Below are 12,949 nucleotides of genomic sequence, written 5' to 3'. Positions count from 1 at the left end.
GGCCGGAACTGCAAGGTTCGCAAGCCGCCGACCGGCGCGCTCTGCGGAATGTCCTGCGCGTTCGGCACGATTGGTTACACTAGAGACATGCAACAGTATCGAATCCAGATAGGCGGTCCGGGTCCCGGTTCCCCGCGGGGCATCGTGGCGCGGATCCTGTTCAGCATCGCGGCCGTGGCCGCGCTGGTGGCAGCCGCATTCCTCGGCGCCGTGTTTTTTCTCGCTGCCCTGGGGTTCTTCCTGGTCGGCACGGCGGTGCTGGCCGCGCGCATCTGGTGGGCCAAGCGCCAGATCGAGAAAGCCATCAGGCAGAGGCAGGGCAAGGCGGGCGCCGGACCGGGAGAGGCGTCACGGCGTCGCGAGGATGTCATCGAAGGCGAGTACTCTGTCGTGGCAGAGCGGGAACGCGAGCGAAATACCCAGCGCGACGGACAGGACGGTCATTGAGGACGCCAAGCTGAAGAAAGACCATCGCGGATTGCGTCGAAGGCCGCTTTACACGCCGCTGGCCATGGCGATCGTTTCCGGTCTCGGGCTGGTGGTCTTGCTCGCCTGGCTCTTCGCTTCGTGGGGCACGACCACGGTGGTTCTCGTGCGCCATGCGGAACACGTGTCTGCACCCGATGATCCCGGCCTGACGGCGCAGGGGCAGGCACACGCCGCTCGCCTGGCCGAGATGCTGGAGCGCACGGGCATCGATGCCATCTATGTCAGCGAGGCACGCCGGACCCGGGAGACGGCAATGCCCGTGGCCCGGGCCGCGGGCGTGGAGCCCAGGGAGATCCCGGCCGACGAAATCTCCCGGCTGGTTCGGCGCCTGAAGTGGCGGCATCGGGGGGAGGTCGTCCTCGTGGTCGGGCACAGCAACACCGTGCCAGCTGTCGCCGACAGGCTGGGCGTGAAGATCGGCGTCGTGGAAGCCGAGGATTATTCGGGCCTGTGGGTGATCAGCTATTCACGGCTGCGCGGCACGCGCCTGCTGACCCTGCGCTACTAACCGGCCAGCGTCAGCAGGTGCCGGCCGTAAGCCGAGACGTCATCCCAGTCGGTGAAGTCGATCACGGCCGTGCGATCGGTCGGGCCCTTGGTGTATTTCATGATCATCTGGATCGCCAGCGTGTCCAGCCAGCCCCATGACGGATAATCCACCTTGCCGGCGAACACCTTGAGGTCGCCCGGCTTCCAGGGCGAGAGCTCGAGGAATTTCTGCATGTAGCGGTTGCCCTCGACCGTGGACTTTTCGGGCGTGCGCGCAACCACGGACACGTTGAAGAAGGCGTTGGGTTTCGTTTCCAGCTTGTCCCGGTAGGCGGTGATGAATTCGAACACGGACTTGTCGTAGGTGCCGTAGAACACCGGTGCGCCGAGCACCAGCACGTCGTAGTCGTCCCACGAGACCCCTTCGCGCGTCGCTTCCGTGATATCCATCATTTCGCCGCGGCCGCCGCTGGCCGCGATGCTCTCGCAGATCCTGCGACAGATACGGGCCGTGTGGCCGCCCTGGCTCATGTAGAGCAGCAGTACGGATTTCATCGCGCAATCTCCATGCATTCGTTCCTTGTCAGCGCATCGTGCACGCTCCGTCGGAGGGTCGCCATGCGGGTTTTCCCAAGTGATTCTCGCGGCGGGCTAGAATCAACACCATCATCTGCACGTGTAGGAGCAGGTCTTGGCTTACCAGTCCAGTCTAGAGATCGCCACCCAAGGCCGCGGCACTGTCGAAGTGACCGCTGAGGTCGCCGCCTGCCTGCGTTCCTCGGGCGTCGCGACCGGCCTTTTGCACGTGTTCATTCATCATACCAGCGCGTCGCTGCTGATCACCGAGAACGCCGATCCGGCCGTTCGGCGCGACCTGGAGCGCGTCCTGTCACGCCTGGCACCCGACGGCGACCCGGCCTTCGAACACGACGACGAGGGTCCGGACGACATGCCGGCCCACGTGCGCACCATGTTGACCGCGACGAGCCTGTCGATTCCCGTGACGGCGGGCCGCCTCGGACTGGGCACCTGGCAGGGCATTTATGTCTGGGAACATCGCCACGCGCCGCATCGCCGGCGCCTCACGGTGACGGTCATCGGCGACTGAGACCGGCCGCGTCAGTCGCAGCCGCCCGCGGGCCCCGCAGCAATGGCCTCACGGATGAAAGCCTCGTGACGCCCGATGCGCAGGTCGGCTCTGACGGCGTCCAGGATTTCTCCGTCGGCGCCGATCAGGAATGTCGCGCGGCGCACGCCGACGCCGAGCGGCCCGTCCACGCCGTAAGCACGGATCGCGCGCTTGTCGGCGTCGGACAACAGCGTGAAGGGCAGGGCGTGCTTCTCCCTGAAGCGGGCGTGGCTCGCCGCGTCCTGCGGGGCAATGCCCACCACCCGCATGCCGGCCGAGGCGATCTCGTCGTGCATGTCGCGGATGGTGCAGGCTTCCTTCGTACACCCGGGCGTGAAATCCGCCGGGTAGAAATAGAGCACGAGCGGGCCTTCGGCCAGCAACTGGCTGAGCGTGACCGGCTGGCCGTCCTGGTCGGGGAGGGTGAAATCGGGGGCGCGTTCGCCGGGTGTGAGCATCGCTTTCTCCGGTGGCGTTCAGTCCGTGGCGGTGGCGGTCTCGAGCACGGCATAGCCCGTCTCGTGCATGCCGAGCTTCTCATAGATGGCGCGCGCCCGGGTGTTGCTGCCGAGGACATAGAGCCTGACCGTGCCGACGCCGGCCTCGCGGGCGTTCGCCAGGACGTGACGGTAGAGCCGCCCGAACGCGCCGCAGCCGCGGGAGTCGGGACTCACGTAGACGCTCTGGATCCACCAGATCCAGCCGTCGCGCCAGTCGCTCCATTCGTAGGTGACCATGGTCATGCCGACGATGCGTCCGCCCGTTTCGGCTACGAAATAGCGTCCCTTGCCGTCGTCTGCGAGCACCTTGCGCACCCCGCCGGCAAGCGTCTCCCAGTCGAGCGCCTTGTCTTCGGTCTCCGCGGCCAGGGCGCGATTGAACTCGGCGATAGTCGCCCAGTCGGTGTCTTCGGCGTTGCGGATGACGAGTTCCATGCAATACAATTCCCTGCTTGTCGTGGGGGCCGTAGCTCAGTTGGGAGAGCGCCTGGATCGCACCCAGGAGGTCGTCGGTTCGATTCCGATCGGCTCCACCATCCCCACCTCGCGCTCTTCCGGTCGCCTTCGGTTCGGCCCGACGCGGCGACCTTGCGTCATTATCCTCCGTCGCCCGGACGATGGACAGGGCGCACCCTGTGGCAAACTCCGTGATGTGTCAGCGGACGGACGTGCCATGCAGGAACCAGCCCCTTCCCATTCCCGGCGCATCGCCATGCTCGGCTTCGACGGCGTGCAGGTGCTCGATGTCGCCGGTCCGCTCGAGGTGTTTTCCTGCGCGTCGCGACTCCTGCAGCGCCACGGCCTGGTGGTCGCGCCGGCCTACGAGACGCTGCTGCTGGCCCGGCATGACGGACCCCTCACCAGTTCGTCGGGCCTGGCGTTCATCGGCGCGCGCCCCTGGGAGACGCTCGGTACCGTCGACACCCTGCTCGTGGCCGGCGGGGCCGGCGTGCGGGATGCGCTCCGGGAGCGCGACCTGCTGGACTGGTTGCCGCGGGGCATGTCGCTCGCGCGTCGTTTCGGTTCCGTGTGCAGCGGTGCATTGTTGCTGGCGCGGGCGGGGTTGTTGGAGAGACGGTCCGTGACCACGCACTGGGCGTTTCTGCGGGAACTGACGGCCCTGGCCCCGACGGCCCGGATCGACCCCGACGCCGTGTACGTGCGGGACGGAGAGTTGTGGACCTCGGCCGGCGTGACGGCGGGAATGGACATGGCGCTGGCCATGGTGGAAGAGGACTGGGGCCGCAAGCTGGCGAACGAGGTCGCCGAGCAACTCGTCATGTACCTGAAACGACCGGCAGCGCCGCCGCAGATCAGTGTCCTGCTTGCCGCCGGGGCGGGCTGTGCCGATGGTCGGTTCCGCAGCCTGGCCACCTGGCTGGTCCAGCACCTGGACGAGGATTTGTCGATCGAGGCACTGGCCGCGCGCATGGGGATGAGCACCCGGCATTTCAGCCGCTGCTTCGTCGAGGAGTTCGGCGTCACGCCGAAGAAGTTCGTCGAACGCGCCCGCTACGAGGCCGCACGCAGCCTGCTGGCCGACGCCGACCTCAGCCTGCAGCGCATCGCGTCGGTGGTCGGACTGGGCAACCCGGAAAACCTGCGCCGCCTGTTCCTGCGTCGCGAAGGAATCGGGCCGGCGGCGTATCGGGCCCGACTGCGGAGTGAGGCCGCGGAATCCCGGGAGTCGCATGGCGATGCGCGTTTGTGAGCAAGTCCGCCCCGATGGCACAATGCAGGCCCCCGGCCCCGGTAGCTCAGGGGATAGAGCGACCGCCTCCTAAGCGGTAGGTCGCAGGTTCGAATCCTGCCCGGGGCGCACCAGGCTGCCTTCTCTCCGCATCCAGCCGCCGACTCCCGCAGCGGCTGGCTAGAGTTCCTTGTCCTCCAGCGCCAGCTCAGCGACCTTGCGCCCGTCTTCCCAGCGCTCGATCCGGGCGAAATGGAACAGCAGCAGAGGCACCGACCAGCCCTCGATCCATTTGCTCTCCGTGCCGAGGCGGAAGCGCAGCGCGTCGTAGGTTCCGTCAGGCGTGGTCACGCGTTCCGGCCCGGCGACCTGCAGGACCCATTGTTCCAGCCGGCCTTCGTGCCACACGTCGTATGTCGCCTTTTCGGTGCCCCGCGCGATATCGCCGCGGGCCCGCAGCCGGATGCCCAGGCTGTCCAGCGTTCCGGGCGCCATCTCGGCGGGCGCGATGTCCGGCGATCGCAGCACGTCGTCCTCGACGAAACCCGAGAGTTCGAGGCGTTCTTCCTCGTAGCGGTAGCGCACGCGGGTCACCGTCGGCTCGCCAAACCAGCCTCTCCAGCCCGTGGGGGTGACCCAGTGCACATAGTCGAGGGCGCCATCTCTTCGTTCGCGCAGCGTGATCTCCACGCTGACCGGGGTGCCGCCCTCACGGCCGGTGTATCGCAGCCCATGTTCCTCGGGGCGGAGGTCCATGGACGCGGCCGGAAATGTGCCGGCAGCCAGCGCCAGTGACAGCAGCACGAGCAGAAATCGCATCGATCGGGCCTCCGCGCCGGGCCTTGCGTTCCAACCACCGGGCGCTTCGCTTAGAATGCGTCTCCAGGCTCATCCATTTCAAGGCCCAAGCCCCTCAATGAGCAAATCACTGCAGGACCGCTACGCGAGCAGCCCGTTCTTCGGCGGCAACGCTTCTTATGTCGAAGGGCTCTACGAGCAGTATCTCGAGGACCCGGAGGCCGTCGAGCCGGCCCTGCGGCAATGGTTCGACGGGATCGCGAACGGCGGCGGCGACGTCCCGCGCGGTCCGGTGGAACAGGAATTCGCAGCGCGGGCCTTGCAGCCCCGGGCAGTCGGCGGCGGCTTGCCGGAGGGTATCCTCGACAAGCAGGCGGCGGTGCTGCGGCTGATCGAGGCCTACCGCCTGCGGGGTCATCGGCTGGCCCGGCTGGATCCGCTCGGGCTCATCGGCCCCCAGCCCTTGCCCGAACTCGATCCGGCTTTCCACGGACTCGGTCCGGCGGACGACGAGACCGTGTTCGCCACGGCGGGCTTCGGCGGCGCCGACCGGCTGAAGTTCCGCGAGATCCGGGCGCGCCTCGAGCAGGTGTACCGAGGGACGATCGCCGCGGAGCTCGGCCACATCACGGACACCGAGGAGCGCCTGTGGCTGCAGCGGCGCTTCGAGGCGGCCGCGGGCGGCACGCTGGATGCCGCCGAGCGGCGCCATGTCCTCGAGCGCCTGACAGGCGCCGAGGGTATCGAACGCTACCTGCACACGCGCTACGTGGGCCAGAAGCGGTTTTCGCTCGAAGGGGGCGAGAGCATGATCCCGCTGGTGGGCGACATCATCCAGCAGGCCGGCGCCCAGGGCATGGAAGAGGTCGTCATCGGCATGGCGCATCGCGGGCGGCTGAACGTGCTCGTCAACGTGCTCGGCAAGCCGCCGAAAGAGCTGTTCTCTGAATTCGAGGGTGTCTACGATCCCCAGGTGCAGCGCCGCTCGGGCGACGTGAAATACCATCTCGGTTTCTCGTCCGACATCAAGACGCCCGGCGGCCACATGCATGTCGCCCTGGCGTTCAACCCGTCGCATCTCGAGATCGTCAATCCCGTCGTAGTCGGCTCGGTGCGCGCTCGCCAGGACCGTCGCGAGGATACCGACGGCTCGACGGTCCTCCCGATCCTCATCCACGGCGACGCGGCTTTCGCGGGCCAGGGCGTGGTCATGGAGACCCTGCAGATGTCGCAGGCGCGCGGCTTCGCGGCGGGCGGGACGGTGCACGTCATCTGCAACAACCAGATCGGGTTCACCACGAGCCATCCGAAGGATGCCCGCTCCACGCCGCATTGCAGCGACGTGGCGAAGATGATCGAAGCACCGATTTTCCACGTGAACGGCGACGACCCGGACGCCGTTGCCCTGATCGGACGGCTTGCTTTCGATTATCGCCAGCGCTTCCGCAAGGACGTGGTCATCGACCTGGTGTGCTACCGGCGCCACGGACACAACGAGGCCGATGAGCCGGCCGCCACGCAGCCCGGCATGTATGCCGTGGTGCGCAACCATCCGACGGTGCGGCAGATCTACGTCGAGCGCCTGGCCGCAGCCGGGGTGGTGAGCGCGGACGAAGCCCAGGCCATGGTCGACGCCTACCGCCAGGGCCTCGACGAAGGACGGGTCGTGTCCAGCTCGCTGGGCTTCGTCGGCAACAAGTTCACCGTGGACTGGACGCGATTCGACGAAGTGAACTTCAGCCAGCCCGTGCGCACCCGGATCAGCGCGGAGCAGGTTGCGCAGTACGCCGAGGCGATCGTCACCTTGCCTCCCGAGCACACGCTTCATCCGCGTGTCGAGCGCATCATGACCGACCGGCGGCGCATGGCGAACGGCGAGATCCCGATGGACTGGGGATTCGCCGAGACGATGGCGTATGCCAGCCTGCTGACGGAGGGTTTCGACATCCGCCTGACGGGCCAGGACAGCGGCCGCGGCACGTTCTTCCATCGCCATGCGGTGTTGCACGACCAGCACGGCCGGGAACCCTACGTGCCGTTGAGTCATGTCTCGGCCGACCAGCGCCGCTTCATGATCACCGACTCGCTGCTCTCGGAAGAGGCGGTGCTCGGCTTCGAGTACGGTTATGCCACGACCAACCCCGACACCCTGGTCATCTGGGAAGCGCAGTTCGGCGACTTCGTGAATGGCGCACAGGTGGTGATCGACCAGTTCATCAGCTCCGGCGAGACGAAGTGGGGTCGCTACTGCGGGCTGATGCTGTTCCTGCCGCATGGGTACGAGGGCCAGGGTCCCGAGCATTCCTCCGCGCGACTGGAGCGTTTCCTGCAGCTGTGCGCCGAGCACAACATGTCGGTTGTCGTGCCCTCGACGCCGGCGCAGATGTTCCACCTCATACGTCGCCAGATGGTCCGCAACTTCCGCAAGCCGACCGTGGTCATGACGCCCAAGAGCCTGTTGCGCCACAAGCTCTCCGTCTCGCCGCTCGAGGCGCTGTCGGAGGGTCGCTTCCTGCGCATCGTGCCGGAAATCGACGCCATCGATCCGGCCAAGGTGAACCGCCTCGTCCTGTGCAGCGGCAAGGTGTACTTCAACCTGCTCGAGGAGCGCCGCAAACGCGAGCTCGACGATGTCGCCATCGTGCGCATCGAGCAGCTTTATCCCTTCCCGATCCGGCGCTATGCCGCGCTGATCGAAGAGTATCCGGCGCTGCGCGACGTCGTCTGGTGCCAGGAGGAGCCCCAGAACCAGGGCGCCTGGTACCAGGTGCGGCATCGCCTGCAGGAACCGCTGCACAACGGGCACCAGCTGTTCTACGCGGGACGGAAGGGCGCAGCCGCGCCGGCCGCCGGCTACTATCAGTTGCACAATCAGCAGCAGGAAGCGCTCGTGGACGCCGCTTTGGCCGGCACGAAGACCGCCGGCCGTCGTTCGAATTCTAAGAAAGCTACCAGGAAAAAAGCATGAGCATGGAAGTGAAGGTGCCGCAGCTGCCGGAATCGGTCGCGGACGCGACGCTGGTCGCATGGCACAAGTCGCCCGGCGACCGGGTCAGCCGCGATGAAAACCTCGCGGACCTGGAGACCGACAAGGTCGTCCTCGAGGTGCCCGCGCCGGCCGACGGAGTCCTCAAGGAAATCCGCATCTCGGACGGGACCACCGTGACTGCCGGCGAGATTCTCGCGATCCTCGAGGAAGGCGAGGCCGGCGGCAAGGCGGAAACCGCGGCGCCGGCGGCGGCCGCGGGCGCCGCGAGCGCCGATGACGCGGCCGGGGCTGCGACCGACGAGGAGGAAGGCGACGAGGGCGAGGAGACGCCGGGCAAGGCCGCGGGCCGGCTCAGCCCGTCGGTCCGCCGGCTCGTGGACGAGCACGGGCTCGATCCCGCCGACATCCGGGGCAGCGGGCGCGACGGCCGGATCACCAAGGCGGATGTCATGGATTTCCTGGAGCGGCCGGCCGGCAAGCCCGGCGCGGGCGAGGCCGCCGCCGCTCCGTCGAAGCCGGGTGCTGCGGCCCGCGGCGCCCGCGAAGAGCGGCGCATTCCCATGACCCGGATGCGGACCCGGATCGCGGAGCGGCTCGTCGAGGCCCAGGCCACGGCCGCCATGCTCACTTCTTTCAACGAGGTGGACCTCGGCGCGGTGATGGACATTCGCAAGCGCTATCGCGACAGCTTCGAGAAGAAGCACGGCGTGCGCATCGGCTTCATGAGTTTCTTCGTCAAGGCGGCCATCGAGGCCCTGCGCAAGTTCCCGGTCGTCAACGCGTCCGTGGAAGGCAGTGACCTCATCTACCACGACTACTACGACATCGGGGTCGCGGTCTCGACGGATCGCGGCCTCATGGTCCCGGTCCTGAGGGATGCGGACGTCATGAGCTTCGCCGACATCGAGCGCAACATCGGCGAGTACGCCGCGCGGGCCCGCGACGGGAAGATCGGCGTGGACGACCTGACGGGCGGCACGTTCACGATCACCAACGGGGGGGTGTTCGGCTCGCTGATGTCCACCCCGATCATCAACCCGCCGCAGAGTGCGATCCTCGGCATGCACAAGATCCAGGACCGCGCCATGGTGGTGGACGGCGAGATCCGTGTGCGGCCGATGATGTACATCGCCCTGACCTATGACCACAGGATCATCGACGGCCGCGAGGCCGTGCAGTTCCTGGTCAGCGTCAAGGAAAGTCTCGAGGATCCGGCCCGCCTGCTGATCCAGCTGTAACACATACCGGGTAACAAGATGAGCGAAAGTTTCGACGTGATCGTGATCGGCGGTGGCCCCGGGGGCTATCCCGCGGCGATCCGTGCTGCGCAGCATGGACTGCGTACCGCCTGCATCGACGACTGGCAGAACTACGACGGCAGCCGCGCCTTCGGCGGCACCTGCCTCAACGCGGGCTGCATTCCCTCTAAGGCGCTGCTGGAGTCATCCGAGCTGTTCCACCGGGCGCAACACGAGTTCGAGGTGCATGGCATCCGCGCCGCGGGCGTCGAGCTCGACCTGGGACAGATGCAGCAGCGCAAGGCGGGGATCGTCAAGCAGCTCACCGGCGGCATCGGCCAGCTGTTCAAGGCGAACAAGGTCACCGGCATGCAGGGTCGCGGCCGGTACCTCGGCGACGGCCAGGTCGAGTTCACGGATCCCGACGGGAATGCGCAGACCCTCACGGCGACCCACGTGGTGCTCGCGGCGGGTTCCCGGCCGATCGAGCTCAAGAGCGCGCCCTTCGACGAGAAGCAGATCGTGGACTCCTGGCGGGCGCTGGAATTCGACGCGGTGCCGGCCAGGCTCGGCGTGATCGGCGCCGGCGTGATCGGGCTGGAGCTCGGCAGCGTCTGGAAACGTCTCGGCGCCGAGGTCACCATTCTCGAAGCCATGGACAGCTTCCTGTGGATGGCGGACGCGCAGATCGCGCGCGAAGCGCAACGACAGTTCAAGAGGCAGGGACTGGACATCCGGCTCGGCGCCAAGGTGCAGGGCGCCAGCGCCGGCAAGGACGGGGTGACCGTCAGGTTCGAGGAAAAGGGCGAGGTCCAGGAGCTCACATTCGACAAGCTGATCGTCTGCGTGGGGCGCCGGCCCAGCTCGGAGGGGCTGCTCGGCGAGGGGACGGGCGTCGAGATCGACGAGCGCGGTTTCGTCAAGGTGGACCACGAGTGCCGCACGGGGGTGAAGAACGTGTGGGCGGTCGGAGACCTCGTGCGGGGGCCGATGCTGGCGCACAAGGCCACCGAGGAGGGCGTGATGGTGGCCGACCTGATCGCCGGCAAGATTGCCGAAGTCAATTACGAGGTGATCCCTTCGGTCATCTACACGGCGCCCGAGATCGCCTGGGTCGGCAAGACCGAGGCCCAGGCCAAGGAAGCGGGCATCGACTACAAGGTCGGCACCTTCCCCTTCGCGCCCAACGGGCGGGCCAAGGCGCTGGAGCAGGCCGCGGGCATGGTGAAGCTGGTCGCGAACCGGCGGGACGACTCGATCATCGGCGCGCACGTCATCGGGCCGATGGCCGGCGAGCTGATCGGGGAGCTCGTGGTCGCCATGGAATTCCAGGCGAGCATCGAGGATATCCAGCGCACGGTGCACGCGCATCCGACCCTCTCCGAAGCGATCCACGAGGCGGCCCTCGCCGCCGACGGCAAGGCGATTCACGGCATCAACAAGTAGTCAGGCCTTGCGCCGCACCGAAGTGATGTTGGGCAGCCGCCCGATGCGGTTCATCAGGCGGCTGAGATGCTCGAGGCTGTCGATGCCCACCGTGATGTCCACGGTCGCGACATGGGTCACGCGCTCGATGCGGGACGTCATCGAGTTGATGTCGATCTTCTCGTCCGCGAGCGTGGCGGAAATATCCCGGATCAGGCCGGTCCGGTCCCACGCTTCGACGACGATCTGGACCGGATAGCTGGCGTGCGCCTTGCCGCCCCATGCGACTTCCATGATGCGCTCGGGATGCTGCGCCTGGAGCCGCATGAAGTTCTTGCAGTTGGCCCGGTGAATGGACACCCCGCGGCCCTGCGTGATGTAGCCGGCGATCGGTTCCGGCGGAAGGGGACGGCAGCAACGGGCGAAGTTGGTCATCAGGTCGCCGACGCCGGAGATCGACACCGCCGCCTCCGTATAGGTCGGCCTGCGCGCCTTGACCTGGACCTCCTCGGTGACCGTCGGCAACGGTGAGGGATTCTCCCGCTCGCAGGCGGCGATCACCGCCGGCATGGTCAGGTCGCCGGCGCCGACGGCCAGCCACAGCTGTTCCTGGCCGCCGAGCCCGAAGCGTTTTGCCACCGGTTCGAGATCCACCTCGAGTCCCAGTCGCGCCAGCTCCTTCTCCAGCGCCTGCTTGCCGGAGCGGCGGTTCTGCTCCTGGTCCTGCTGGCGAAACCAGGACCGGACCTTGCTGCGGCTGCGCGGCGAAACGAGATAACCCGCCTGCGGAGCGATCCAGTCCCGACTCGGGTGCGCGTTTTTCGCCGTGAGGATCTCCACCTTGTCGCCGTTCTTCAGCACATGGGTGAGCTGGACGATTCGCCCGTTGACCCGGGCGCCGCGGCAGTGATGCCCGATGTTGGTGTGCACCTGGTAGGCGAAGTCCAGCGGCGTCGCCCCGGCCGGAAGATCGACGACGTCGCCGGCCGGCGTGAATGCATAGACGCGGTCCTCGAAGATCTCGGTGCGCAGCTGGTCGAGCAGGTCCCGGTCGGTCTCGGTGTCCTCCCCGGGCGCGATGAGCTGGCGCAGCCAGTTGATCTTCTGTTCGAAGGCGGGATCGCCGCGACCCCCTTCCTTGTAGCGCCAGTGCGCCGCGACGCCGAGTTCCGCATGCTCGTGCATCTCCCGGGTGCGAATCTGGATCTCGAGGGGCTCGTTGCCGGGACCCATGACCGCGGTGTGCAGCGAGCGGTAGAAATTGCCCTTGGGGTTGGCGATGTAATCGTCGAACTCGCCGGAGATGTAGGGCCAGAGGCTGTGGACGTGTCCGAGCACCGCGTAGCACTCCGGCACGGTGTCGACCAGCACGCGCACCGCGCTGATGTCGAACACCTGCTCGATGCCGACGTGTTTGCGGCGCATCTTTTTCCAGATGCTGTAGATGTGCTTGGGTCGCCCCTCGATGTCGCCGTTGATCCCCGTCCTGGCCAGCTCCTCGCGCAGCAGCCGCAGGACTTCCTCGATCCGTTCTTCCCGGTCCTCGCGCGTTTCCTTCAGGTACAGCGCGATGCCGCGGTAAGTCTCCGGTTCCAGGTGCCGGAACGCCAGGTCTTCCATCTGCCATTTGAAATGCCAGATGCCCAGCCGGTTGGCGAGCGGTGCGAAGATCTCGCGGGTTTCCGTCGCCACGCGTTCCCGTTGCTCGGCCCCGGCGTCGCGCGCGGACTGCAGCCGATGCAGCTGGTCGGCGAGGCGCACCAGCACGAGGCGCACGTCGGCGACGATCGCGAGCAGCATCTTGCGCAGGGTCTCGGCCTGGGGCGGCGGCAAGGCATTGCCCGGGTGCCAGTTCTCCGGCAGGCCGAAAGAGCCGAGACGCTGTATTTCCTCGACCCTTCGCCGCATGATGGCGTCGAAGCGCTTTTCGACGGCATCCGGCGTGATCGCTCCCGCCTCCACCAACGGGTAAAGTATCGCGGCGGCACGGATCTCGGGTTCCGCGCGGATCTCTTCCAGCAGCGCGGCGATCGCGAGGCCGCGTCGGGCGGAGGCCTCGTGTCCTTCATGCGCAAGCGCCTCGGCTTCGGCGCTGGCTTGCGCAAGGATCCCGGCTGTGCCGGACCCGCTGTCGGGAAGCTGTTCCACTAAGTAAACTTCCAGAATTCCATATATAATACCGAGCCTAGCAGTAATTTCTTA

Annotated in this window: 12 protein-coding genes and 2 tRNA genes; 9 read left to right on the top strand and 5 right to left on the bottom strand. The window is 67.0% G+C overall.

From position 1 onward, the window contains the following. Positions 1-87: 87 nt before the first annotated feature. Positions 88-447, top strand: a complete 360-nt coding sequence (locus tag G6032_RS09905) for a hypothetical protein (protein WP_165281963.1) — start codon at positions 88-90, stop codon at positions 445-447. A gap of 31 nt (positions 448-478) precedes the next feature. After that, a complete protein-coding gene (locus tag G6032_RS09900) occupies positions 479-997 on the top strand; it encodes a phosphoglycerate mutase family protein (protein WP_165281962.1) in 519 nt (172 codons plus the stop codon). Here the strand turns inward: G6032_RS09900 and hemG are convergent. Next, on the bottom strand, positions 994-1,533 hold the full coding sequence (gene hemG / locus G6032_RS09895) for a menaquinone-dependent protoporphyrinogen IX dehydrogenase (protein WP_165281961.1): 540 nt from the start codon (positions 1,531-1,533) through the stop codon (positions 994-996). The two genes, G6032_RS09900 and hemG, sit on opposite strands and share 4 nt — an antisense overlap. 136 nt (positions 1,534-1,669) lie before the next feature. On the opposite strand from hemG, the gene G6032_RS09890 reads away from it, so the two are divergent. After that, positions 1,670-2,086, top strand: a complete 417-nt coding sequence (locus tag G6032_RS09890) for a secondary thiamine-phosphate synthase enzyme YjbQ (RefSeq protein ID WP_165281960.1) — start codon at positions 1,670-1,672, stop codon at positions 2,084-2,086. An 11-nt stretch (positions 2,087-2,097) separates the two neighbouring features. Here the strand turns inward: G6032_RS09890 and G6032_RS09885 are convergent, their stop codons facing one another. Continuing rightward, the gene (locus G6032_RS09885) at positions 2,098-2,565 is read right to left on the bottom strand and encodes a peroxiredoxin (protein WP_165281959.1); all 468 of its coding nucleotides are present in this window, start codon (positions 2,563-2,565) and stop codon (positions 2,098-2,100) included. Positions 2,566-2,583: 18 nt separating this feature from the next. Continuing rightward, on the bottom strand, positions 2,584-3,042 hold the full coding sequence (locus G6032_RS09880) for a GNAT family N-acetyltransferase (protein ID WP_165281958.1): 459 nt from the start codon (positions 3,040-3,042) through the stop codon (positions 2,584-2,586). A 25-nt stretch (positions 3,043-3,067) separates the two neighbouring features. Here G6032_RS09880 and G6032_RS09875 point away from each other — a divergent pair. From G6032_RS09875 to G6032_RS09865, 3 genes are all read left to right on the top strand, one after another. Beyond that, a tRNA-Ala gene (locus G6032_RS09875) sits at positions 3,068-3,143 on the top strand. Positions 3,144-3,280: 137 nt separating this feature from the next. Next, complete coding sequence (locus tag G6032_RS09870) at positions 3,281-4,318, top strand: helix-turn-helix domain-containing protein (protein WP_165281957.1); 1,038 nt, start codon at positions 3,281-3,283, stop codon at positions 4,316-4,318. Positions 4,319-4,353: 35 nt separating this feature from the next. Beyond that, a tRNA-Arg gene (locus tag G6032_RS09865) sits at positions 4,354-4,426 on the top strand. Positions 4,427-4,477: 51 nt separating this feature from the next. Here the strand turns inward: G6032_RS09865 and G6032_RS09860 are convergent. Further along, positions 4,478-5,116, bottom strand: coding sequence for a DUF3108 domain-containing protein (locus G6032_RS09860; protein ID WP_165281956.1), 639 nt, complete (start codon positions 5,114-5,116; stop codon positions 4,478-4,480). A 97-nt stretch (positions 5,117-5,213) separates the two neighbouring features. On the opposite strand from G6032_RS09860, the gene G6032_RS09855 reads away from it, so the two are divergent. Genes G6032_RS09855 through lpdA form a run of 3 tightly spaced genes read left to right on the top strand, consistent with a single transcriptional unit; the run spans position 5,214 to position 10,768 of the window. Next, on the top strand, positions 5,214-8,063 hold the full coding sequence (locus tag G6032_RS09855; RefSeq protein ID WP_165281955.1) for a 2-oxoglutarate dehydrogenase E1 component: 2,850 nt from the start codon (positions 5,214-5,216) through the stop codon (positions 8,061-8,063). Continuing rightward, complete coding sequence (odhB, locus tag G6032_RS09850; protein WP_165281954.1) at positions 8,060-9,322, top strand: 2-oxoglutarate dehydrogenase complex dihydrolipoyllysine-residue succinyltransferase; 1,263 nt, start codon at positions 8,060-8,062, stop codon at positions 9,320-9,322. The genes G6032_RS09855 and odhB overlap by 4 nt, the downstream gene beginning before the upstream one ends. Before the next feature lie 18 nt (positions 9,323-9,340). Beyond that, positions 9,341-10,768 (top strand): dihydrolipoyl dehydrogenase, encoded by a 1,428-nt coding sequence (gene lpdA, locus G6032_RS09845; RefSeq protein ID WP_165281953.1) that lies wholly within the window; start codon positions 9,341-9,343, stop codon positions 10,766-10,768. On the opposite strand, the gene G6032_RS09840 is transcribed toward lpdA, so the two are convergent. Next, entirely contained in the window at positions 10,769-12,895 is a 2,127-nt protein-coding gene (locus G6032_RS09840) for a bifunctional (p)ppGpp synthetase/guanosine-3',5'-bis(diphosphate) 3'-pyrophosphohydrolase (RefSeq protein WP_165281952.1), read from the bottom strand. Positions 12,896-12,949 lie beyond the last annotated feature (54 nt).

It is taken from the genome of Wenzhouxiangella sp. XN24 (assembly GCF_011064545.1).
In the GTDB taxonomy this organism is placed as follows: domain Bacteria; phylum Pseudomonadota; class Gammaproteobacteria; order Steroidobacterales; family XN24; genus XN24.
Note: the sequence above shows the minus strand (reverse complement) of the source record. Positions and strands in the feature narration are given on the sequence as shown.